Raw genomic sequence first — 22,840 nt, 5'->3', positions numbered from 1 at the left:
ACCCTGTCTCCATCGATCCGTCGCGCGACCGGGGGCATTGCGCAAAGATCACAGATCGACGACGGACGCCGCATGATCCCCTCCCCCTCCTGGCTCCCGATGCGCCGCCGCTCGATCGCGGTGCGCCTCGCCACCTCGGCCTTGCTGGCGAGCTCGGCGATCCTGCTGATCGCCGCCTGGATCCTCACGACCCTGTACCGCGAGAACACCGAGCGGGCCTTCGACAGCCGCCTGCTGGTCTACGCCAACAACCTCGCCACCGACCTCGTCTCGCCCAACGACCCGGAGAGCCGCTCCTTCACCCTGAGCGATCCGCGCTTCGACCTGCCCCTGTCGGGCTGGTACTGGCAGATCGGCCGGCCCGACGCGAAGCCGCGCGACCTGCGCACCTCGCGCTCCCTGGTGGGCGTGCCCCTGAAGGCGGCCGGCACCCCCGACACCAAAGCGGGCATCGGCCAGATCCGCCAGGGCTATGGCCGGGCCCAGGACGAGCGCCGCCTGCGCATCATCGAGCGCGACGTCGATCTCGGCGAGGAGGGCCGCTACACCGTGCGGGTCGCCGGCCCCGCCGACGAGATCGAGAACGACGTCGACCGCTTCCGCTTCTCGCTGATGGTCACCTTCGGGCTCCTCGGCCTGTCGCTCGCCCTGACGACCCTGCTGCAGATCCGCTTCGGCCTCGCGCCGCTCGCCAAGCTGCGCACGGCGCTCGGCGCCATCCGGCGGGGTGAATCGGACCGCATCACCGGCGAGTATCCGCGCGACATCGCCCCCCTGGCGGGCGAGGTGAACCTGCTGATCGAGACCAACCGGGAGATCCTGGAGCGGGCGCGGACCCAGGTCGGAAACCTCGCGCATGCCCTGAAGACGCCGCTCTCGATCATCGTCAACGAGGTCGGCGCCGCCGATGCGCCCGGGGAGCTCGCCGCCAAGATCCGCGAGCAGGCCGCAGTGATGCGCGACCAGGTGAACTACCACCTCGACCGCGCCCGGGCCGCGGCGCTCGCCGGCACCCTCGGCACCTCGACGGAGGTCGAGCCGGCGCTCGCCGGCCTCGTGCGCACCTTCGGCAAGATCTACCGCGACAAGGACATCGCCTACGAGGTCCACGTGCCCGCCGGCCTGCGGTTCCGGGGCGAGCGCCAGGATTTCGAGGAGATGATCGGCAACCTCGTCGACAACGCCTCGAAATGGGCCCACGGCCGCGTGGCGATCCGCGCCGAGGCGGTGGGCAAGAACGATTATCCCCACCTTCTCGTGGCGATCGAGGATGACGGACCGGGCCTCGCCCCGGAGGACCGGGCGGACGTGCTCGGCCGCGGCCGCCGCCTCGACGAGACCAAGCCCGGCTCCGGCCTCGGCCTCTCCATCGTGGCCGACCTCGCGGCGCTCTATCGCGGCCGCTTCCGCCTGGAGGAGGCGACGCTGGGCGGCCTGCGGGCGGTGATCGAGGTGCCGGGCGATGCACCGGCCGGCGTAGCCCCGCACTGAGCCCGCGGGCCCGCCGACGGTCGCGCGCCGGCATGAGGGCGGCCGATCGCCGGCCGGGATCGCGGCGCCCGGTTTCCCCGCCCGCCGTCATGCTCTAGGGTTGCGCCCTCCCCCCGAAGTGCTGCGCGTGACACCGTGTCGCCCGAGGCTCGCATCGTGCCGGCGGGAGCCCGCGTCTACATGCAAGCGGGGCAGCGTTCGGGGCGTGATGACGGCACTTTGGTTCATACTGGCGTTCATGACCGGCGCGGCGGTGTTCGCCCTGCTCTGGCCGATGTCGCGCCGGGCCAATCCCGCCGCTCCGCCGGAGGGCGGTGGCCTCGCCACCGAGACGGGCTTCTACGAGGACCAGCTGCGCGAGATCGAGCGGGACGAGGCCCGCGGCCTGATCGCGGCCCCGGAGGCGGAGGCCGCGCGCACCGAGGCGGCCCGGCGGCTTCTGCGTGCCAACCGCGCCGGCGTCCCGGCCGCCCAGGACATCGCCGAGCCGGCCCTGCGCCAGCGCCGGGCAGCCTCGGCCTTCGCGCTCTCGACGATCCCCCTGGTCGCGCTCATCGCCTACGGCCTCTACGGATCGCCCCACATGCCCTCCCAGGGCCAGGCCGAGCGCGCGGCGGCCCAGAACGGCGACCAGGACCTGCTCAAGGCCATCGGCCAGATCGAGGCGCGGCTCGCGGCCGACCCCAGCGACGGTCGTGGCTGGTCCGTGCTCGCCCCCGTCTACATGCGCATGGGTCGCTTCGACGACGCCGCCCATGCCTACGAGGCCGCTACCCGCATCCTCGGCGAGAGCGCGCAGCGCCTGTCCGACTGGGGCGAGGCCCTGGTGGCGTCGGCCAACGGTGCCGTCACGCCCCAGGCCAAGGCCATCTTCCAGCGCGCGGTCGAGATCGACGGGCAGGTCGCCAAGCCGAAATTCTACCTGGCGCGGGCGGCCGAGCTCGACGGCGACATTCCCCAGGCGGTCCAGCGTCTCCAGGCCATGGCCGATGCGGCGCCGGCCGACGCGCCCTGGCTGCCCCTGGTGCGCGAGAACCTGGCGCGCCTGAAGGGCGAGGCCGCGCCCGGCCAGACGAAGGCGCCCGAGCCCGGCGCCGCGGCCGCCCTCCAGGCCCTGCCCCCGGCGAGCCGCGACGGGGCCATCCGGGCCATGGTCGACAGCCTCGACAAGCGCCTGGCCGACCGGGGCGGAAGCCTGGAAGACTGGCTGCGCCTGGTGCGCTCCTACGGGGTGCTTCAGGAACGCGACAAGGCGAAGGACGCCCTGGAGCGGGCGCGCAAGGCGCTCGGCGACGATCCCGAGGCGAAGACCCGCCTCGACGCGATCGCCGCCGAAGCCGGTCTGGCCGGGGCTTCCACGGATCCGGCCGCGGCCACGCCCGCGCCGTCCGCCTCTTCCACGCAGACCGGGACCGCCTCCGACGAGGCCGCCCGAGCCGGCACGGAGGCCGCCGTCGCGGCCGTGAAGGCGATGCCGGCGGCCGAGCGCGACGCCGCCATCCGCGGCATGGTCGCGGGTCTCGATCGCCGCCTGGCCGCCAAGGGCGGCAGCGTCGACGACTGGCTGCGCCTCATCCGCTCCTACAGCGTGCTCGGCGAACGCGAGCGTGCCCTGCAGGCCCTCGATCGGGCCCGCATGGCCTTGAGCCCCGACGCGGGGGCGATGGAGCGCCTCGGCGAATTGTCGCGCGAGCTCAGCCTCCAGCCCAGCGCGAAGCCGGGCAATGCGGCGGCAAGACCCTAGCCCCTGACAATCGGTCCCGGCCCCGGCCCTTGACCCGGGTGGCGCCCCGGCCGACACCGGAGGCTGCAAGAAACCCCGCCCGGAGGTCCGGCGCGGGACGCGCCCCGCCCCATCGTCCGAGCCATCAACCGGGACCCTGCCCACGTGACCCGCAAGAGCCGCCGCCTGATCCTGATCGCCGCCTGCGGCGCCGTGCTGGCGCTGGCGCTCGGCCTGATCCTGTCGGCCATGAGCGGGTCGATCGTGTTCTTCCGTTCGCCCACCGAGGTGGCCGCGCAGACCGTGGCCCCGGGCACGCGCTTCCGCCTCGGCGGCCTGGTGAAGGACGGCTCGCTCCAGCGTGGCCCGGACCAGACCGTCGACTTCGCGGTGACCGACACCAACGCCACCATCGCGGTTCAGTACCGCGGCCTGCTGCCCGACCTGTTCCGCGAGGGCCAGGGCGTGGTCGCCGAGGGCACCCTGCTGCCGGGCGGAATCTTCCGGGCCGACACGGTTCTGGCCAAGCACGACGAATCCTACATGCCGCGCGAGGTCGCCGACGCCCTCAAGGCGCAGGGCCGGTGGCAGGAGGGCAAGGGCATGGTCGACAAGCCCGCCGCGGCCGCCCCCGAGACCAAAACGGCCGCCGGCGACAAGACCCTCGGTCAGCGCAGCGAGCGATGATGCCGCGCGTGCCCCGGCCGGTTTCCCTCCGGCCCCGCGTCCCGCGGCACATCCTCCCTTGGAAGGACACCCCGCCTTGCTGATCGAGGTCGGCCATTTCGCGCTCGCCCTGGCGCTCGCCCTCTCCCTGGTCCAGGCGGTCATGCCGGTCTGGGCTGCCCGTTCGGGCGACCAGGCCCTGCGGGCCGTGGCGACGCCCGCCGCCCTCGGCGCCTTCGCCTGCATCCTGTTCGCGTTCGGGGCGCTGACCTACGCCCACGTCACGTCGGACTTCTCGGTCCTCAACGTGATCGAGAACTCCCACACGGCGAAGCCCTTCCTCTACAAGATCTCCGGCGTGTGGGGGAACCACGAGGGCTCGATGCTGCTCTGGGTCCTCATCCTCGCCCTGTTCGGGGCCCTGGTGGCGGTGTCGCGCGAGTCCGTGCCGCCGACCCTGCGGGCGAACACCCTGGCGGTGCAGGGCCTGATCACCTTCGTGTTCGTGCTGTTCATCATCACGACCTCGAATCCGTTCACCCGGGTGAGCCCGGCCCCGGCGGAGGGCAACGACCTCAACCCGCTGCTCCAGGATTTTGGCCTCGCGGTGCACCCGCCGCTCCTCTACGTCGGCTATGTCGGCTTCTCGATCACCTTCGCCTTCGCCATCGCGGCGCTGATCGACGGCCGCATCGACGCGGTCTGGGCCCGGGCCGTGCGGCCCTGGACCCTGATCGCCTGGAGCTTCCTGACGCTCGGCATCGCGATGGGCTCGTACTGGGCCTATTACGAGCTCGGCTGGGGCGGCTGGTGGTTCTGGGATCCGGTCGAGAACGCCTCGCTGATGCCCTGGCTCGCCGGCACCGCTCTCCTGCACTCCACCGTGGTGATGGAGAAGCGCGACGCCCTCAAGGTCTGGACGGTGCTGCTGGCCATCCTCACCTTCTCGCTCTCGCTGCTCGGCACCTTCATCGTGCGCTCGGGCGTGCTGACCTCGGTCCATACCTTCGCCACCGACCCGACCCGCGGCGTCTTCATCCTGGCGATCCTGATCCTGTTCATCGGTGGCTCGCTCACCCTGTTCGCCTGGCGGGCGCCGATGCTGCGCCAGGGCGGCATCTTCGCGCCGATCTCCCGCGAGGGCGCGCTGGTGATGAACAACCTGTTCCTGGCCGCCGGCTGCGCCACCGTCTTCGTCGGCACCCTCTACCCGCTGCTGCTGGAGATGCTGACCGCCGAGAAGATCTCGGTCGGCCCGCCCTTCTTCAACTACACCTTCGTGCCGCTGGCGATTCCGCTGCTGCTCATCGTGCCCTTCGGCCAGACCCTGGCCTGGAAGCGCGGCGACGTGCACGCGGCGACCCAGCGCCTGTTCGCCGCCCTGGCCGCCGCGCTGGTGGTCGGCCTCGCCGTGACGGCCCTGACCTGGGGCGGCCCGATGATGGCCCCCGTGGGCATCGGCCTCGGCGCCTACCTCGTCATCGGCTCCGCCATGGAGATCGTGTCCCGCGCCCGCGGCTACGGCAACAACCGCGCCCGGGGTGCCGCGATCTGGCGCCGCGCCGCCGGCCTGCCGCGCTCCGCCTGGGGCACGGCGATGGCCCATGCGGGCGTCGGCGTCGTGGTCCTGGGCATCGCCGCCCAGGGCTGGGCGACGGAGGGGCTGAAGACCCTAAAGCCCGGCGAGTCCCTCGCCTCCGGCCCCTACGTGGCGACCCTCGACCGGGTCGGCCCGCGCACCGGGGAGAACTACGCCGAGACCACGGCCTTCCTGACCATCCGCAACGCCGGCGGCGACTTCGTCGGCACGGTGGAGACCGGCAAGCGGTTCTATCCGAGCCGGAAGATGACGGTGACGGAATCCGGCCTGCTGACCATCGGCGCGAGCCAGGTCTATGCCAGCCTCGGCGAAGTCCTCCCGGAAGGCGCCATCGGGCTGCGGCTCTACTACAAGCCCCTCGTGCTGCTGATCTGGCTCGGCGCCGTGGTGATGGCCCTCGGCGGCGCGATCTCCCTCACCGACCGGCGCATGCGCGTCGGCGCCCCGGCGCGGGCACGGGCCAAGCCCGTCCCGCCCGGCATGGCCCCCGCCGAATGAGCCGGGTCGCGCGCCTCCCGCGCCTCGCCCTGGCGCTCGGGCTGATGCTGGCCGGCGCCGGCAGCGCCCAGGCGGTGCAGCCGGACGAGGTGCTGAAGGACCCGGTCCTGGAAGCGCGGGCGCGGGACATCTCGTCCGGCCTGCGCTGTCTCGTCTGCCAGAACCAGTCCATCGACGATTCCGACGCGCCCCTCGCCCGGGACCTGCGCCTCATCGTGCGCGAGCGCCTGACCGCCGGCGATGACGACCGGCAGGTGCAGGCCTACGTGGTCGGGCGCTACGGCGAGTACGTGCTCCTGCGCCCCGTCTTCGCCCTGCACACCCTGCTCCTGTGGCTGACCCCGGTCGCGGTGATCGGTCTGGGCCTGTTCGGCCTCTGGCGCCTGTCCCGCCGCCGCCCCGCCGCGGCTGCCGCGAGCCTCAGCGCCGAGGAGCGGGCGGAGATCGCTGCCCTGACCCGGCGGGACTGAGCCAAGCCGGCGAGAAGCCGCGCCGGCCGTCGACGTCGATCCCGCCCGCCTCCGCCACGCGGCCTCTAAGGATCGGGGTGCGCGGCGCCCGCGCCGACGCCTCGCTTTCGCCCCAGTGCGGCACGAGACAGGCCCCTGGCGACGGATCCCGCAGCCGGCGCAGCTTTACGAAGTCTTTACCCTGACTCGCGAGCGTCCCGTGCCATGCCGATCGCCTCGCTTCCCCGCATCGCCGCCCTGGCCGGAGCCGCCCTCGTGGCCGCCCTGTCCGCGCTCCCCGCACAGGCGCATCCCCACGTCTGGGTGACCACCAAGGCCGAGATCGCCTATGGCGAGGGCGGCCGCGTGACCGGTGTCCGCCACGCCTGGACCTTCGATGCCTCGTACTCGGCCTTCGTGACCCAGGGGCTGGACAAGAACAACGACGGCAAGCTGACGCCGGACGAGCTCGCGGGTCTCGCCGCCGAGAACACCGCCAACCTCGCCGAATTCGCCTACTTCACGAAGATGAAGGTCGGCGGCAAGGAGCAGGCCTTCACCGATCCCGTCGAGCCCCGCATGGCGATGGAGGGCGACAAGCTGACCCTGAGCTTCCTCCTGCCCTTGAAGTCGCCGGTGGCGCAGGGCCGCGGCGTGACGGCCCTGGAGGTCTACGACCCGACCTTCTTCGTCGCCTTCAGCCTCGCGGAGGGTGCGGATGCCGCCCGCCTCGCCGGAGCCCCGGCCGGCTGCGCCGCCACCCTCACCCGCCCCAAGACCGAGACGCCCGACGCCAAGACGGGCGAGACCAAGCCCGGCGAGACCAAGCCCGGCGAGACCAAGCCTGGCATGTCGGAGGCGTTCTTCGAGGCGCTGACCTCGGCCTCGAACTACGGCCTCCAGTTCGCCAACCGGATCATCGTCGCGTGTCCGTAGGCAGCGCCCTCGACGCCGCCCGCCCGGATGGGCGGTCCCGCCTCGCCCGGCAAGTCCTCCTCGTCCTGGTGGCCGTCGCCCTTGCGACCCTGATCGTCGCCGGCCTCGCCTGGCTGGTGAGCCCGAGCGTGACCGCGCCGCCGCCGCGCTCGCCCTTCGGGATCGGGTTCCGCGAGGCCGCCCCGTCCGCCACCGGCCTCGGGGGCCGGATCCTCGCCCTGCAGGCGAGCTTCTCCCGCAGCCTCCAGACCGCGGTGCAATCCCTGAAGGCGGGGGGCGCCTGGGGCCCGATGATGCTCCTCGGCTTCGCCTACGGCGTCTTCCACGCCGCCGGGCCGGGCCACGGCAAGGCGGTGATCGCCGGCTACATCGTCGCCGGCGAGCGGGCCCTCACCCGCGGCTTCAGCCTCAGCTTCGCCGCCGCGCTGCTCCAGGCCCTGGTCGCCATCGCCCTCGTAGGCGTCGGGACCCTGGTGCTCGGCGCCACCGCCGCGGGCATGACCCGCGCCGGCACGGTGATCGAGACGGTGAGCTTCGCCCTCGTGGCGCTCCTCGGCCTCAGCGTGACCTGGCGCAAGGCCGGCCGCTTGGCAGGGCGCTTGACAGGGCGCACCGATCCGGCCTGCGCCCCCGGCTGCGGCCACGTCCACCTGAACGATGCCGCGGCCCTGGCCCGGCTCGAGTCGTGGCGCGAGCGCGCCGGCGTCGTGCTGGCCGCGGGCACGCGCCCCTGCGCCGGGGCGGTGCTGATCCTGGTCTTCTCCGCCTCGCAGGGCCTGTTGGCCGCCGGCATCGCCGCGACCCTGGCCATGGCCCTCGGCACCGCGCTGACCACCGGCACGCTGGCCAGCCTCGCGGTCTTCGCCAAGGCCTTCGCCCTGCGCCTGGCGGGCGGACGCGGACAGGCCGGGACGCTCGCGGTCGGCGGGCTCGAACTCCTCGCCGGTGCCTTCGTGCTGGTGCTCGGCCTCGCCATGCTGGCCGGGCTCGCGGCCGACCTCGGCGGCTGAGCCCCTCAGCAGACCTTCCCGCGCAGGCCTTCCCTCGCCAACCCCGCGAGGCCGTGGCACTCTCGCACTGGGAAGACGGAGAGAGCGCGGGCATGGCGGCAGGCTTCGAGCATATCCTGAACTGGCGGCTGCTCGCCGGCTCGCACGACTTCCCCGGCCCGGATGGGGGCACCTGCATCAACGAGGCGGCGATCGTGGCCGCCGGCCTGCCCTACCGGGCGATCCGCGCCTCGGCCGATTGCCCACCCTGCTTCTCGCCGCCGCTCGCCGCCTACGCCCTCGGCCTGAACGACGGCATGCCCGATCCCGAGCGGCCGCGCCTGATGGCCTTCGTGCTGCGCCTCTCCGGCTCGGCCGACACCCCGGCCGTGGAAGCCGAGCGCGTCGCCTTCCTCGCCCTGGCGAGCGTCCGGCGAATTCTGCCGCCGCTCCTCGATCTGGCGGGCCTGCCTACCCTCGCCGCCGCCTGCGACGGGGCCGGGGATGCGGAGCGGGCCCAGGCCGTCGCTCGGGCCGCCGCCTGGCAGGGCGGTGCGCAAGCGCAGGAAGCCTCGCAGCGGGGAGCGTGGGCGCAGGGCGCCCGAGCCGCGGCGGTCGCCCGGGCCGCCACCGCCGCCGGGAAGGCCTTCGCGGATGCGCGCTGTGCGGCCGAGGTCGCGGAGGGCGCCGCGCCCTTCGTGACGGAAACCTGGGCGAGCGCGGTGACGATCCTCGACGAGGCGCTGGAGATCGGGCGCCGGGCAGCGCCCCTCGAGCGGGCGCTGGTGCAGCGGCGCCTGGACGCCGCGCGGTCGGGGTCGGTCTAGGGTCTGTCAGGCTCATCTTGAGCCCGACAGACGCTCAGGTCCTGTCTTGAGGTTTGTCGTTTCGGGATACCCGGTTCCCAGTGATCCCCGACAAACTCCAGAGCCCGGCTCAGACTGGAACGGGCGCCGCCATCGGGTCGAAGGTCACGGTCTGGCAGTTGTCGAGCCAGACGCTTGTCAGGTGATAGAAGAAGGTGCCGTGGCCGACCACCGCGATGCTGCGCTCGGGCCGGGCCGCGAGCCAGTCGCGGAAACCGAGGACGCGGGCATCGAAGAGGGGGCGCGGCTCGATATGGACGCCGCGGGCGTCGGGCTCGCCCTCGGCATGCCACCAGATCTCCGGCAGGTGGTCGACGGCGACGTCCGGGAACTCGGCGGCCAGCACCGAGGCGGCGCGGCCGACATCGCAGCTGCTCTCCTGGCACTCCCGGTGCAGGACCTCGACCAGGATGCGCGGGCGGCTCGGATGGTCGCCGAAGATGCCCTTGGTGGTCTGGATCGCCCGGGTCAGGGGCGAGGTCACGACGAGGTCGAAGGGGATGTCGTGCAGGGCCGCCCGGGCCGCACGGACCTGTCCCTGGCCCCGCTCGGTCAGCCGGGCATCGACGTGGCCGGGGTCCTGGCCGGTCAGGCGGTGGGCGGCGTTGAAGGTCGATTCGCCGTGGCGGACGCAGACGATGCGGGTGGGGGCCATACGGGTCCGGTTTCGATGGAATGGAAGAACGGCGTGCCGGCGACAACCCCGCGAGGCGGGCCATCGTTGCGCGGCGCGTCAGGGCACCGCGCCAACGAAAAAGGCCCGGTTGCCCGGGCCTCGATGACGGCGCGTGCGGACGCGGCGGACGGTCAGGCCTTGCGGGCCACCGGGCCGCGGCGGCGCAGGCGGACGATCACCTCGACGCCGGCGATCTCCATGCCCTCGGGGGCATCGGGCAGGGAATCCACGGTGATCCCGCAATCGGGCATGTCCAGCACCTGGCCCTCGTCCTCGAGGAAGAAGTGGTGGTGCTCGCTCGGGTTGGTGTCGAAGTAGGCCTTCGAACCGTCGAGGGCGAGCTGGCGCAGGAGGCCGGCCTCGGTGAACTGGTGCAGGGTGTTGTACACGGTGGCCAGGGACACCGGCACCTTGGCGCGCATCGCCTCGTCGTAGAGCATTTCCGCCGTGAGGTGGCGATCGCCGCGGCCGAACAGCAGCCAGCCCAGGGACAGGCGCTGGCGGGTCGGGCGCAGGCCCGCCCGGCGCAGGCGGTCGCGCAGGTCCGACAGCGGGCAACCGCGACGGCCGGCGGCCGTGTCGCCGCCGGGAACGGAGGCCCGTGCGTTCAGCACGGCCTGCAGGGGCAGAAGGTTCGACATCGGGCGTACAAACATCCCACGCGGAAAACGAGAAACTCAGCGGATACGTATACGGAACCCGCCGTCGCATCGCAACCCGAGCTGCACGCGGGGCTGGTCCCCCGCCCGCATGGCGGACCCGCCCGGCAGGTCGCGCACCGGGGTGGCGGCGGCGGATTGGGACGCTGGGAACGGGTGGGCAGCTTTGAGGCGCACAAGCCCTGTGTTAACGAAGCGCCGATTTCACGCCGCAGCGTCGGCCGGATCGGCCCGTGCCGATTCCACGCCGGCGACGGCGGCGCGACGCCGAGGGGCCCCGCGCCCCGGACCCATTCCTGAGGACCGATCCGCTCATCATGTCTTCTGCTTCCGATCCGAACGCTCCGTCGGGCACCGCTCCGGCGACCGCCGCGCCCCAGCGGGCCTCGCACTATTCCTACGAGGAACTGCTCGCCTGCGGCCGTGGCGAGCTGTTCGGCGCCGGAAACGCGCAGCTGCCGCTGCCGCCGATGCTGATGTTCGACCGCATCGTCTCGATCGGCTCCGAGGGCGGCGCCCACGGCAAGGGCCACGTGCTCGCCGAGTTCGACATCCGGCCGGACCTCTGGTTCTTCGGCTGCCACTTCAAGAACGACCCGGTGATGCCCGGCTGCCTCGGCCTCGACGCCCTCTGGCAGCTCGTCGGCTTCCACCTCGGCTGGCTCGGCGCCCCCGGCCGCGGCCGGGCGCTCGGCGTCGGCGAGGTCAAGTTCACCGACCAGGTCCTGCCGACGGTGACCAAGGTCGTCTACGGCATCGACATCAAGCGGGTGCGCCTCGGCAAGCTGGTGCTCGGCATCGCCGACGGCTGGCTGGAGGCGGACGGCACCCGGATCTACGAGGCCAAGGACCTGCGCGTCGCGCTGTTCCAGGCCCAGGGCGAGGCCGCCGGCGGCTGAGGCCGAGGCCGCCGGCAAGTCCGGCGCAGTTGAGATCGGGACGTCCGCGTCCTACGTGAGACCCACGCGAAGGTGCCGTCTCGAGAACAAGCACCGTGAAGAGCAAGCCCCGGCGGCGGAGAGCATCGTGTCCATGCGGCGTGTCGTGATCACCGGGATGGGCATCGTCTCATCCATCGGCAACAACACCGAGGAAGTCCTCGCGTCCCTGCGGGAGGCCAAGTCCGGCATCGGGCATTCGGCCTCCTACGCGGAGCACGGCTTCCGCAGCCAGGTCGAGGGCCGTCCCACCCTCGACCCGGAGGGCGTCGTCGACCGGCGCGCCATGCGCTTCCACGGCGGCGGCACCGCCTGGAACCACGTCGCCATGGACCAGGCGATCCGGAATGCCGGGCTGGAGGCGGGCGACGTCTCCAACGACCGGACCGGCATCATCATGGGCTCGGGCGGACCGTCCACGAAGGTCATCGTCGAATCCGCCGCCATCGCGATCGACAAGGGTCCCAAGCGGGTCGGTCCCTTTGCCGTGCCTAAGGCCATGTCCTCTACCGCCTCGGCGACCCTGGCGACGTGGTTCAAGATCAAGGGCGTGAACTACTCGATCTCCTCGGCCTGCGCCACGTCCAACCACTGCATCGGCAATGCCGCCGAGGTCATCCAGGGCGGGCGCCAGGACATCATCTTCGCGGGCGGCTGCGAGGACCTCGACTGGACCCTCTCGGTGCTGTTCGATGCGATGGGCGCCATGTCCTCGAAGTACAACGACACGCCGGCCCGGGCGTCCCGCGCCTACGACGCCAACCGCGACGGCTTCGTCATCGCCGGCGGCGCCGGCGTCCTGGTGCTCGAGGAATACGCGCACGCCAAGGCCCGCGGCGCGACGATCTACGGCGAGATCGCCGGCTACGGCGCCACCTCGGACGGGCACGACATGGTGGCCCCCTCCGGCGAGGGTGCGGTCCGCTGCATGCGCCAGGCGATCGAGGGCCTGAAGGGCGCCAGGATCGACTACATCAATCCGCACGCCACCTCGACGCCGGTGGGCGACGACAAGGAGATCGAGGCGATTCGCGAGGTCTTCGGGCGCGGCGACGCCTGTCCGCCCATCGCCGCCACCAAGTCCCTCACCGGTCACTCCCTCGGGGCGACGGGCGTGCAGGAGGCGATCTACTCCCTGCTGATGATGAACAACGACTTCATCTGCGAGAGCGCCCATATCGACGAGATCGACCCGGCCTTCGCCGACATGCCGATCCTGCGCCAGCGTCGGGACGGGGCCAAGCTCGGGCACGTCCTCTCCAACTCCTTCGGGTTCGGCGGCACCAACGCCACGCTGGTTCTCAAGCACGTGGACGCCTGAGGGCGACGGAACCGGGTCAGGCTTAACCCCTGGCCCGCCCCGTTAAGGAACTGGAGAGACCTTCCGCCGTTCATTGTTTCTATGGATTGCTGGAAGGCACAGCCATGTTGTGGTTCACCCTGGGAACCGTCGGCGGCCTCGCCCTTGCCGGGTCCACGGCCGTCTACATCAAGCAGGTCATGATCGACCGCGCCAATTGCGACACCGACGGCTACTTCTAGCGTCCGCGTCGCCTCGGCTGCAGGCAAAGGCCCCGTCCCGGCTCAGGCCCGGACGGGGCCTTTGCGTTTGGGCTCGGCGCTCTCACCCTGCCAAGCGCCTTGACCGTGCCAAGCGCTTTCACACCGCCAAGCGCCTTCGGGCTCCGGCCGGATTGGACAGGGCCACGACCCCCGCGCTAAGCCTCCAGCCAACGATGACGGGTCCGAGGGACCCGAGGATCCGCGACCGGGGGACGTGCATGACGGGTTTGATGGCGGGAAAGCGCGGCCTCATCATGGGGGTCGCCAACGATCACTCGATCGCCTGGGGTATCGCCAAGGTCCTGCACCGCCACGGGGCCGAGCTGGCCTTCACCTACCAGGGCGACGCGCTGGGACGCCGGGTGACGCCGCTGGCGGCCTCGGTCGGCTCGGATATCGTCCTGCCCTGCGATGTCGAGGATATCGCCAGCGTGGACGCGCTGTTCACCGCCCTGGACGCACGTTTCCCCGAAGGCCTCGACTTCGTCGTCCACGCCATCGGCTTCTCCGACAAGGGCCAGCTCAAGGGCCGCTACGTGGATGTCACCACCCGCGAGAATTTCTCGCGGACCATGACGATCTCGTGCTTCTCCTTCACCGAGATCGCGCAGCGCGCGGCCAAGCGGATGCCCCGCGGCGGGTCGCTCCTGACGCTGACCTATGGCGGCTCGACCCGGATCATGCCGAACTACAACGTCATGGGCGTCGCCAAGGCGGCCCTCGAGGCCTCCGTGCGCTACCTCGCCGGCGACCTCGGCCCGGACGGCATCCGGGTCAACGCCCTCTCGGCGGGCCCGATGCGGACCCTGGCCGGGGCTGGCATCGCCGACGCGCGCCTGATGTTCAATCACCAGAAGGCGCACGCCCCCTTGCGCCGGACGGTGACCCAGGAGGAGGTCGGCGGCTCGGCGATGTACCTGCTCTCGGACCTGTCCGGGGGCGTCACCGGCGAGATCCACTTCGTCGATTCCGGCTACAATATCATCTCGATGCCCCGCCCCGACGTGCTGCAGGCGCAGGACGAGGCCGGGGTCATCGGCGAAGCGGTCTAGATCAGCCCGCGAACAGCTCGGGCCGGCGGGCGCGCAGGGCGAGGACCAGGGTCAGGGTCTTGAGGTCGGTCAGCTCGCAGCGATCGGCCATCCGGGCGAGCTCGGCCAGCGGCATCTCGACGACCCGGATGTTCTCGTGCTCGCCGTCCGCGCCCCCGCCGCCGTCCACCCGGTCGGTGGCGGCGTAGGCGGCCAGGAACAGGTGGAGGCGTTCGGTCGAGATGCCGCCGCAGGAATAGGTGGCGCCGACGAAGTCGAGGTCGCCAAGGCGCAGGCCCGCCTCCTCCAGCACCTCCCGCCGGGCATTGTCCTCCGGGGTGCCGTCGTCGATCAGGCCGGCCGGCGCCTCGAGCTGGCTCTGCTCGCCGGCGACGTAGAGGGCCGGGACGCGCAGCTCCCGCACCAGGGTGGCGACCCGCCGGGCAGGATCGTAGGGCAGCACGCTCACGGAGTTGCCGTGATCCTCGATCTCGCGCTCGGCCTCGCTGCCGTCGGCGAGGCGAACCCGGGCCAGCGAGAAGCGGGTCCAGCCCTCGTGGAGGGTCCGCAGGCTGAGGATTTCGGCTTTCATCTCGGGTACGATTCCTTCTCGCCCGGGGCGGGGTCCGTTTGGGCCATGGGCGCCGGCCTGTCGTGTGGGCGACCGTCAGGGACCGCCCGCCAGGGCGCCCTCGATCACCATGATGAGTTCGTCGAGATTGACCCGGCCGTCGATGGTCACGAAGCCCGGCTCGTCGGCCTCGACGGAAAGGCCGTGCTCGCTCACCTCGGCCTGGCGCCTGAGTTCGGCGATGATTGCCTCCGCGATGGTCGTCTGAATGTCCATGTCGGTCTCCCCCGCGTCGCGGTTCATCGCCCGAGGGCGATCAGGATCGTCCCCACCAGCACCAGCACGATCAGGCCCGCCACCAGCACGGCGTTCCGGACCCGGCGCCCCTCGGCCGACGGTGCCGTCCCGACCGGGTCCTCTCCGGCAGCGACCGGCGCGACCACCCGGGACGCCAGCGCGTCCGGGCGCGGCGCGGCCGGTGCAGCGGCGTCGGAAGGCAATCCCGGCGCGGGCGCGAGGGGCAGCGGCGCGATCCCGTCGGGATGGGCTCGCCCCGTGAGCAGGTCCTCCAGCTCCACCGGGATGCCGGCGGCCTCGAGATCCAGGACCACCTGCGCGATCGCCTCGGCGCTCATGCTGTGGATCGGCAGGGCGGCCTGCAGGTCGGCCGGGGTCAGCTCGCCCTTCTGCCGCCCGAGGGCGATGAGCCGGTCGAGGTCCCGTTGCGCGAAGGTCGGCGCGGCGCTCACCACGAGCGCGCCGCGGGCACGGCTGCGCCTCCTCCGGACCGTGCCGCGGCGGCCCATGCCCGCCCTGGCCCGGGTGGTCGTGCGTGTTGCGGTCCGGCCATCTGCCACTCCCGACGCTCTGCCGTCGGAAAACCCGCCGGGCGTCGGCGCTGTTCCCGGGCTCACGGGGGCGACGGCGCCGCCCGGTCCCGGGCCGGCACTCAGTCCTGGCTCGGCCCGACGCTGTCGGCGGCGAAGGCCTGGCGGACGCCCAGGGGCTTCGGCCGGCCCTCGGTGCTGTCGCAGCCGGTCTGGCGCTCCATCTCCGAATTGATCTCGGCACCCACGAGGACGATGACGATCGACAGCCACATCCAGGTCATGAAGCCGATGCCGGCCCCCAGCGACCCGTAGATGCGGTTGTAGCTGTCGAAGCTCGCCACATACCAGGAGAACACCCCCGAGGCGCCGACCCAGAACAGCGCCGCGAGGCTGCTGCCCCAGGTCACCCAGCGCCACTTCGCCCGGTTCCGGCTCGGGCCGTAGCGGTAGATCAGCGACAGGCTGAGGGTGACCACGCCGAGCAGGGCCGGCCAGCGCACGATCTGCAAGATGGTGTCGGTGGCGGTGATGAAGCCGAGGCGATCGAGGATCGCCGGGAGCAGCACCACCGCGCTGGTGGAGACGAGGAAGAACACCACGCTGGTGATCGTGAACAGGAAGGTGGTGGCGTAGAAGCGGATCAGGCTGCGCTTCTCGCGCTCCTTGTAGATCACGTTGAGGGCGTCGAAGAGCGCGCTCACGCCGGAATTGGCGCTCCACAGGGCGATCAGCAGGCTGATGCCGGACGTGGTGCTCAGGGAGCCGGTGCTGCGCTGCGCGATCCGCACCAGCTGGTCGGAGACCAGTTCCAGGGCGCCCGGCGGCAGGATGTCCGCCAGCAGGCTGACATGCTGGCTGATGACGTGCGGATCCGAGAACAGCCCGTAGATCGACACGACCGCGACCAGGCCCGGGAATACCGCCAGCAGGGCGAAGAAGGCGACGCCGCCCGCCGTGGTCAGCACCCGGTCCTGCGGCATCGCCCAGAACACCCGCCACAGGATGTCCCGCCAGCCGGCCTTGGGGATGTCGACAGGATCGGTCGCACCCCGGCCGCGGCCGGGCTCGTGAGTGCGCTGGCGCGCCTCGGCCAGCTCCTGCGGGTTCAGGGCGCGGGTGCTGACCGAGCGCCAGTCCTGACCCTCATCTTCGTCTCGCACCATGCCGACACCCTGCCGGACCGCTCGTCGCCGGAACGCCGCTACGCGGGGCGCGCCGCCCCCGGGATCACACTCTGCCTGAACTCTCGTCATAGGTCGCCACCGATGCCGCCACGGGCGTGGGACGATCGAGCCCGGACAGGGGACAGATCGCGGCCCGCCGGGCCATCTCGGTGCGGACGTGCTCGCGGAACAGGCGCACCCGCGCGGGCAGCTCGCGGCCCGCCAGGGTGACGGCGCGCAGGGTCCCGCCCCGGCTCGCCCAGTCGGGCAGGACGCGCACGAGGTCGCCCCGGACCAGGGACTTGGCTGCGACGAGGCTCGGGATGTGGCCGATCCCGGCCCCGGCCAGGGTCAGGCGCAGCACCGTGGCAAAATCCGTGGCCCGCACGGCCGGCCGCAGGGTGATGCCGGCCTCGCGGCCCTCCACGTCCGAGACGAGGATCTGGGTGGCGCCGAGGCGCTCCCGGGCCAGCACCACGTCGTGCGTCGCCAGCTCGGCGATGTCGACCGGCTCCGGGCGCTGGGCCAGGTAGGCCGGGGCCGCGTAGAGGCCGATCGTCAGGTCGGCCAGGATCGGGGCGGTGTAGCCGCTGTCGGGATGGTCGCCGCCGCCGAGGCGCAGGGCGAGGTCGACCCGGTTGGCCGCGAGATCGAGGCGGCTGTCGGTGATGAGGAGCTCCAGGGTGATCTGCGGGTGCCGGGCCCGGAAGCTCGCCACGAGGTCCGGCAGCACCTCGACCCCGAAGTCGATCGAGGCCGTCACCCGCAGGTGCCCCCGCGGCAGGGTGCGGGCGCCGCGGGCCGTCTGCAGGGCCTCGTCCAGGAGGGCGAGGCTCTCCAGGGCCCGGGCGTGGAAGGCGAGTCCCTCGGCGGTGGGCGAGACCGCCCGCGGCGTGCGGGCGAGCAGCGTCACCTTCAGCACCGTCTCGAGGCGGGCGACGCGCCGGCTGACGCTGCCCTTGGTCTCGCGGAGGAAGGCGCCGGCCTGGGTCATGCTGCCGAGATCGACCACGGCGCAGAAAGCCCGGACGTCGTCGAGGTTTCCGGCGAAGGTTTCCAGATGCGCAACCATGTGTCCCCGATTAGCGCGCTATCGCACCCGCGGGAAGCGGCCTATTGGCGCTTCACCGAACCGGCGCCCAGCCGCCACCCTCATCGACGCCCTCATCCTCGACGCCCTCATCCTCGGAGCGAACCCCGTGATCCGTCTCTCCCCGTCCCTCGTCGCCCAGGCCGTGTCCCTCGCCCTCGCGTTCGCCGCGCCGGCCCTCGCCCAGACCCCGCCGACCCGCGACCCGGCCCAGATCCAGGCCGGCACCTACGCGGTCGATCCCGGCCACACCCAGGTCGGCTTCACCGTCTCGCATATGGGCTTCTCGAACTACTCGGGCGGCTTCTCGGACGTCTCGGGCACCCTGGAGCTGCAGCCGAAGACCCCTGCCGCCGCGAAGCTGTCCATCAAGATCCCGGTGGCCTCGGTGATGACGACCAGCGAGAAGCTGACCGGCGAGCTCAAGGGCGACCAGTGGCTCGACGCGGGCAAGTTCCCCGAGATGACCTTCGTCTCCACGAAGGTGACGCCCGAGGGCAAGGACAAGGCGAAGGTCACCGGCGACCTGACCCTGCACGGCGTGACCAAGCCGGTGACCCTGACCGTCACCCTCGTGGGCGCCGGCGTGAACCCGCTGAACAAGAAGGTCACCGTGGGCTTCGAGGCCACCGGCACGCTCAAGCGCTCGGATTTCGGCGTGAAGACCTACGTGCCGCTGATCGGCGACGACCTGCACCTCACCATCGCGGGCGCCTTCGAGCGCAAGGAATAGGCCGCGCCGTCCACCCCGCCGAAGGGAGCGCGTCATGATCGAGACCGTCCGCGCCGCGCCCCGACCGCGCTACACCCGCGTCGCCATCGCCCTGCACTGGCTCAGTGCGCTGGCGGTTCTGGGGCTGATCGCGATCGGTCTCGCCATGACGCACGGGGACCTGGCGCCGATGCGCCGGTTCCAGCTCTACCAATGGCACAAGTCGGTGGGCCTCACGGTGCTGGCCCTGACGCTGCTGCGCCTCGGCTGGCGCCTGGCCCACCGGCCGCCGCCCCTGCCCGCGACGCTGCCGGCCCGGGAACGGGCCGGGGCGCACGCGGCCCACGCCCTGCTCTACGGGCTGCTCGTCGGCCTGCCGCTCGTCGGCTGGGCCGTGGTCTCGGCCTCGCCCTTCAACCTGCCGACCGTGCTCTACGGTGTCGTCCCCTGGCCGCACCTTCCGGTGCTGCCGGTGCTGGCGAACAAGGCCGCCGTGGAGGCGGTGCTGAAGCAGGTCCATGCCTGGGGGGCCTGGATCCTGATCGGTCTCCTGCTGCTGCATGTCGGCGCGGCCCTGCGCCACCACCTCGTCCTGCGCGACGACACCCTCCGGCGGATGCTGCCCCGCGCCCCGCTCAAGTCCGGATCCGAAGCATGATCGCCGCTCGTCTCGCCTTCGCGGCCGCCCTCGCGGCGGCGCCCCTGGCCGTCCCGGCCTGCGCCCAAGCCGCGGCCTGGACCGTCGATGTGGCCAAGAGCCGGATCGGGTTCTCCGGCATCCAGGTCGGTGCGCCGTTCCAGGGCCGGTTCAAGCGCTTCAGCGCGCAGATCACCTTCGACCCCGCCGCCCCGGAGACCGGACACGCCGTGGTCGACATCGACCTCGCGAGCGCCGAGACCGGCGATGCCCAGCGCGACACCTCCCTACCCCAGGCGGAGTGGTTCGACGTCAAGGCCACGCCGCAGGCCCGGTTCGAAGCGACGCGGTTCGTCGCCAAGGGCGGCGACGCCTACGAGGCGGTCGGCAGCCTGACGATCCGCGGCATCCGCCGCGATGCGGTGCTGCCCTTCCGCCTGACACGCACGGGCGCGACGGCGCGCGCAGTGGGCCACCTCGATCTCGTGCGCACGCAGTTCGGCGTCGGACAGGGCCCCTGGGCCTCGGGCCAATGGGTTGCGCTGGAGGTCGGCGTCGACATCGACCTCGCCGCGACGGAGATGGCCCCCAAGCCCTGAAACGGACCGGAAGCAACCCTGCCGCCGCTCGGGTGGACGAGATGTGTAACGGCTTGGTCTCGAGACAGACTCGGCCGCGTCCCTACGATTGCACGACACGGGGATGACACGCCGGCAGCGAGCCCCGCGCATGCTCCGCGGCTCGGATACTGTGCGTCTCATCGGTTATTTTGTTTCTGACACGTAACGCGTGCGTAAAACGCTTGGGCTGTGCGCACAAAGCGGGAGCCCTGCTGCGACGGTCGGGTTATTCCTCGGGTCCGGTCGCGCCGGCGGCTTCGGTCCCGGCGCCCCCGGCACGGCGGCGCCCACGCGGGTGCCGGCCGCAAGTCGCCAGAGGAAGAGAGCCATGCCCGTGCCGACGATCGACCGCCGCGCCCTGCTCGGCTCCGCGAGCCTCGCGCTCGTGGGAACCGGCAGCGCCGTCCGTCCCGCCCAAGCCGCGCCGGAGACGAAGACCGAAGCCAAGGCCGATCCGAAGCCGGTGCCGCCGGAGGTCACCCGGATCCTCGCCCGCTACGTGGTCGGCGCGCGCTACGCGGACCTGCCCGAGGCCGTCCGCCGCGAGGGCATCCGCACCCTGCTGAACTGGGTCGGCGTCGCCATCGGCGGATCGCATCACGAGACCCTGGACATCGCGGTCTCGGCCCTGAAGCCGTTCTCCGGCCCGCCGCAGGCCGGGCTGTTCGGGCGCCCCGAGCGCTTCGACATCATGAATGCCGCCTTCCTGAACGGCGTCGCCAGCCACATCTTCGACTACGACGACACCCACCTGAAGACCGTGATCCACCCGGCCGGCCCCGTCGCCTCGGCGATCCTCGCCTACGCCGAGATGAACCCGGTCTCGGGGGCGGATTTCCTCAACGCCCTGGTGCTCGGCGTCGAGACAGAATGCCGGATCGGCAACGCGGTCTACCCGAACCACTACGATGTCGGCTGGCACATCACCGGCACCGCCGGGGTGTTCGGGGCGGCGGCCGCGACGGGCAAGCTGATGGGCCTGTCCGAGCAGCAGATGGTCTGGGCGCTCGGGCTCGCCGCGTCGCAGCCCGTGGGCCTGCGCGAATCCTTCGGCTCCATGAACAAGAGCTTCAATCCGGGCCGGGCCGCATCGAACGGCCTGTTCGCCGCGATCCTCGCCGCGAAGAACTACACGAGCTCGGACGGGATGATCGAGGCCAAGCGCGGCTGGGCCAACACCATCTCGACGAAGCAGGATTACCGCGAGATCACGGAAGGGCTCGGCACCCGCTACGAGGCGGCGCTGAACACCTACAAGCCCTTCGCCTGCGGCATCGTCATGCATCCGGCCATCGACGGGGCGGTTCAGCTGCGCAACGAGAACCATCTCACCGCCGACGCGATCGAGCGGGTCGACATGAAGGTTCATCCCCTGGTGCTCGAACTCACCGGCAAGACCGCGCCGCGCACCGGCCTCGAAGGCAAGTTCAGCATCTACCACGCCGTCGCGGTGGCGCTGGTGGAGGGGGCCGGCGGCGAGAAGCAGTTCAGCGACCGGGCGGTGAACGACCCCGCGATCGCGGCCCTGCGTGCCCGGGTGAAGCCGGTGGTCGACCCGGCGATCCGGCCCGAGCAGGTGGAGCTCACGGTGGTGCTGAAGGACGGCCGCAGCCTGCCCCGGCGCATCGAGCATGCCCTCGGCAGCGTCGAGCGGCCGATGTCGGACGCGGCCCTGGAGACCAAGTTCACCGACCTCGCGGACGGGATCCTGCCCGACGCCCAGGTGCGCCGGGTCATGGACCTGTGCTGGCGCATCGCCGAGTTGCCGAATGCCGGCGACGTCGCTCGGGCCGGCGTCCAGGCCTGAACCGCAGAGGATCGGGATCGACGGGCCGGTCCCGGCCACGTATGGCGAAGCCCGCTCCCGGGCCTCGCCCCGCGCATCACCTCCCTTCGCCTGCCCCCAGCAAGGATCACGGACCTGAAGGCCGAGTTCTCGACCACGCGCCTGATCGTGATCCTGGCCTTCGCCGGTTTCGCCAGCACCTTCGCGGGCCGCTCCATCGAGCCGCTGGTCGGCGTGCTGGCGCGCGACCTGCGCAGCGATCCCCACACGGTGGCGCTGCTCTCCACCGCCTTCGCCCTGCCCTACGCGCTGATCCAGCCGATCCTCGGCCCCGTCGGCGACGCTTTGGGCAAGGAGCGGATCATCGCGATCTGCCTCGGCATCCTGACCCTGGCGCTGGCCGCCTGCGCGCTGACCACCAGCCTCGACACCCTGTTCGTCCTGCGGATGATCGCCGGGGGCAGCGCCGGCGGCGTCGTGCCCCTGGCACTCGCCCTGATGGGCGACCGCATCCCGATCGAGCGCCGGCAGGTCGCCATCGGTCGCTTCCTCGTGGCGGTGATCCTGGGGCAGCTCTCGGGTTCGACCTTCGCGGGCCTGATCGAGGGGGCGATCGGCTGGGCCGGCGTCTTCGCCATCACCGCGGCGGTGGCGGCCCTCGGCTGCAGCGCGGCGCTCCTCGGGTTCGACCGCAGCGCGGCGGCTCCGGCCCGGCGACCGGAATTCCACACGGCCGTGGCGCGCTACCGCACCATCGTCGGCAACCCGCGCGCCCGCATCCTGTTCGGGGCCGTGTTCGTCGAGGCGATCGCGGTGTTCGGGATCTTTCCGCACCTCGCCCCGCTGATCGAGGCGCGCGGCGAGGGGGGAGCCCGGGAGGCCGGCCTGGCGCTGGCCGGCTTCGCCGCCGGAGGACTGCTCTACTCGTTCTCGGTCGGCCTGCTGCTGCGCTTCCTCGGCATGTCGCGGATGCTGATCGGCGGCGGCCTGATCTGCGCCGGCGCCCTGGTCACCATCGGCCTCGCCGGCACTTGGCAGCTCGACTGCGCCGCCCTGGTGGCCATGGGGCTCGGCTTCTACATGCTCCACAACACCTTCCAGGTGCAGGTGACCGAGGTGGCACCGACCGCCCGCGCCTCGGCGGTGGCGCTCCACGCCTTCTCGTTCTTCTGCGGACAGGCCCTGGGCGTGGCGATCCTCGGCGGCGCCCTCCAGGGCCTCGGGCAGCTCACCGCCCTCAGCCTCTGCGCCGTCGTCATCGCCGTCCTCGGCCTCGTCACCGCCCGGCGCCTGGCGGCGACGTCGTCGCGCTGACGCACCCAGGGGTGACGGACAGGCCGCGCGGC

General features: G+C 72.0%; 23 protein-coding genes. 16 read left to right on the top strand and 7 right to left on the bottom strand.

Annotated elements, in window-relative coordinates; translation table 11 throughout:
* Nucleotides 1-72: 72 nt before the first annotated feature.
* The 8 genes from AC0IY1_RS16655 to AC0IY1_RS16620 all read left to right on the top strand — a co-directional run bounded on the left by AC0IY1_RS16655 (nt 73) and on the right by AC0IY1_RS16620 (nt 9,179).
* Complete coding sequence (locus tag AC0IY1_RS16655; RefSeq protein WP_103710482.1) at nt 73-1,491, top strand: sensor histidine kinase; 1,419 nt, start codon at nt 73-75, stop codon at nt 1,489-1,491.
* A gap of 208 nt (nt 1,492-1,699) precedes the next feature.
* Nucleotides 1,700-3,235 (top strand): c-type cytochrome biogenesis protein CcmI, encoded by a 1,536-nt coding sequence (gene ccmI / locus AC0IY1_RS16650; protein ID WP_471770962.1) that lies wholly within the window; start codon nt 1,700-1,702, stop codon nt 3,233-3,235.
* 144 nt (nt 3,236-3,379) lie between these two features.
* Complete coding sequence (ccmE, locus tag AC0IY1_RS16645; protein WP_471770959.1) at nt 3,380-3,901, top strand: cytochrome c maturation protein CcmE; 522 nt, start codon at nt 3,380-3,382, stop codon at nt 3,899-3,901.
* Between the two features lie 76 nt (nt 3,902-3,977).
* A complete protein-coding gene (locus AC0IY1_RS16640) occupies nt 3,978-5,978 on the top strand; it encodes a heme lyase CcmF/NrfE family subunit (protein WP_055946048.1) in 2,001 nt (666 codons plus the stop codon).
* Entirely contained in the window at nt 5,975-6,448 is a 474-nt protein-coding gene (locus AC0IY1_RS16635) for a cytochrome c-type biogenesis protein (RefSeq protein WP_055946050.1), read from the top strand. The genes AC0IY1_RS16640 and AC0IY1_RS16635 overlap by 4 nt, the downstream gene beginning before the upstream one ends.
* A 204-nt stretch (nt 6,449-6,652) precedes the next feature.
* The gene (locus AC0IY1_RS16630; protein ID WP_471770956.1) at nt 6,653-7,363 is read left to right on the top strand and encodes a DUF1007 family protein; all 711 of its coding nucleotides are present in this window, start codon (nt 6,653-6,655) and stop codon (nt 7,361-7,363) included.
* A complete protein-coding gene (locus AC0IY1_RS16625) occupies nt 7,354-8,373 on the top strand; it encodes a nickel/cobalt transporter (protein WP_471770954.1) in 1,020 nt (339 codons plus the stop codon). Before AC0IY1_RS16630 ends, AC0IY1_RS16625 begins: the two co-directional genes overlap by 10 nt.
* Nucleotides 8,374-8,465: 92 nt before the next feature.
* A complete protein-coding gene (locus tag AC0IY1_RS16620; protein WP_471770952.1) occupies nt 8,466-9,179 on the top strand; it encodes a hypothetical protein in 714 nt (237 codons plus the stop codon).
* 109 nt (nt 9,180-9,288) lie between these two features.
* On the opposite strand, the gene AC0IY1_RS16615 is transcribed toward AC0IY1_RS16620, so the two are convergent.
* Both AC0IY1_RS16615 and irr read right to left on the bottom strand, forming a co-directional pair.
* Entirely contained in the window at nt 9,289-9,873 is a 585-nt protein-coding gene (locus AC0IY1_RS16615; RefSeq protein ID WP_471770950.1) for a histidine phosphatase family protein, read from the bottom strand.
* A 152-nt stretch (nt 9,874-10,025) separates the two neighbouring features.
* Nucleotides 10,026-10,535, bottom strand: coding sequence for a Fur family transcriptional regulator Irr (gene irr / locus AC0IY1_RS16610; protein ID WP_055946066.1), 510 nt, complete (start codon nt 10,533-10,535; stop codon nt 10,026-10,028).
* A gap of 335 nt (nt 10,536-10,870) precedes the next feature.
* Here irr and fabA point away from each other — a divergent pair, with 335 nt between their 5' ends.
* The 3 genes from fabA (at nt 10,871) to fabI (ending at nt 14,106) form a co-directional block, all read left to right on the top strand.
* Nucleotides 10,871-11,452 (top strand): 3-hydroxyacyl-[acyl-carrier-protein] dehydratase FabA, encoded by a 582-nt coding sequence (gene fabA, locus AC0IY1_RS16605; RefSeq protein ID WP_055946069.1) that lies wholly within the window; start codon nt 10,871-10,873, stop codon nt 11,450-11,452.
* Nucleotides 11,453-11,585: 133 nt separating this feature from the next.
* Nucleotides 11,586-12,812 (top strand): beta-ketoacyl-ACP synthase I, encoded by a 1,227-nt coding sequence (gene fabB / locus AC0IY1_RS16600; RefSeq protein WP_471770948.1) that lies wholly within the window; start codon nt 11,586-11,588, stop codon nt 12,810-12,812.
* Nucleotides 12,813-13,272: 460 nt separating this feature from the next.
* On the top strand, nt 13,273-14,106 hold the full coding sequence (gene fabI / locus AC0IY1_RS16595) for an enoyl-ACP reductase FabI (RefSeq protein WP_055946075.1): 834 nt from the start codon (nt 13,273-13,275) through the stop codon (nt 14,104-14,106).
* Nucleotide 14,107: 1 nt separating this feature from the next.
* On the opposite strand, the gene AC0IY1_RS16590 is transcribed toward fabI, so the two are convergent.
* The 5 genes from AC0IY1_RS16590 to AC0IY1_RS16570 all read right to left on the bottom strand — a co-directional run bounded on the left by AC0IY1_RS16590 (nt 14,108) and on the right by AC0IY1_RS16570 (nt 17,721).
* Nucleotides 14,108-14,677, bottom strand: a complete 570-nt coding sequence (locus tag AC0IY1_RS16590; protein WP_471770946.1) for an NUDIX domain-containing protein — start codon at nt 14,675-14,677, stop codon at nt 14,108-14,110.
* A 75-nt stretch (nt 14,678-14,752) separates the two neighbouring features.
* A complete protein-coding gene (locus AC0IY1_RS16585; protein WP_471770945.1) occupies nt 14,753-14,932 on the bottom strand; it encodes a hypothetical protein in 180 nt (59 codons plus the stop codon).
* A gap of 23 nt (nt 14,933-14,955) precedes the next feature.
* A complete protein-coding gene (locus tag AC0IY1_RS16580; RefSeq protein ID WP_471770942.1) occupies nt 14,956-15,405 on the bottom strand; it encodes an RNA polymerase sigma factor region1.1 domain-containing protein in 450 nt (149 codons plus the stop codon).
* Nucleotides 15,406-15,605: 200 nt separating this feature from the next.
* On the bottom strand, nt 15,606-16,649 hold the full coding sequence (locus AC0IY1_RS16575) for a YihY/virulence factor BrkB family protein (RefSeq protein ID WP_055946086.1): 1,044 nt from the start codon (nt 16,647-16,649) through the stop codon (nt 15,606-15,608).
* A gap of 64 nt (nt 16,650-16,713) precedes the next feature.
* A complete protein-coding gene (locus tag AC0IY1_RS16570) occupies nt 16,714-17,721 on the bottom strand; it encodes a LysR family transcriptional regulator (protein WP_471770940.1) in 1,008 nt (335 codons plus the stop codon).
* Between the two features lie 130 nt (nt 17,722-17,851).
* On the opposite strand from AC0IY1_RS16570, the gene AC0IY1_RS16565 reads away from it, so the two are divergent.
* From AC0IY1_RS16565 to AC0IY1_RS16545, 5 genes are all read left to right on the top strand, one after another.
* The gene (locus tag AC0IY1_RS16565; RefSeq protein WP_471771034.1) at nt 17,852-18,472 is read left to right on the top strand and encodes a YceI family protein; all 621 of its coding nucleotides are present in this window, start codon (nt 17,852-17,854) and stop codon (nt 18,470-18,472) included.
* Between the two features lie 34 nt (nt 18,473-18,506).
* Nucleotides 18,507-19,109, top strand: coding sequence for a cytochrome b (locus AC0IY1_RS16560; RefSeq protein ID WP_471770938.1), 603 nt, complete (start codon nt 18,507-18,509; stop codon nt 19,107-19,109).
* Nucleotides 19,106-19,687, top strand: a complete 582-nt coding sequence (locus AC0IY1_RS16555) for a YceI family protein (protein ID WP_471770935.1) — start codon at nt 19,106-19,108, stop codon at nt 19,685-19,687. Before AC0IY1_RS16560 ends, AC0IY1_RS16555 begins: the two co-directional genes overlap by 4 nt.
* Before the next feature lie 349 nt (nt 19,688-20,036).
* Nucleotides 20,037-21,515 (top strand): MmgE/PrpD family protein, encoded by a 1,479-nt coding sequence (locus AC0IY1_RS16550; protein ID WP_471770933.1) that lies wholly within the window; start codon nt 20,037-20,039, stop codon nt 21,513-21,515.
* A gap of 105 nt (nt 21,516-21,620) precedes the next feature.
* Nucleotides 21,621-22,808, top strand: coding sequence for an MFS transporter (locus AC0IY1_RS16545; RefSeq protein WP_471771032.1), 1,188 nt, complete (start codon nt 21,621-21,623; stop codon nt 22,806-22,808).
* Nucleotides 22,809-22,840 lie beyond the last annotated feature (32 nt).

Source organism: Methylobacterium sp. AC690 (assembly GCF_979256535.1).
This window is presented reverse-complemented; position numbering and strand designations above follow the sequence as displayed.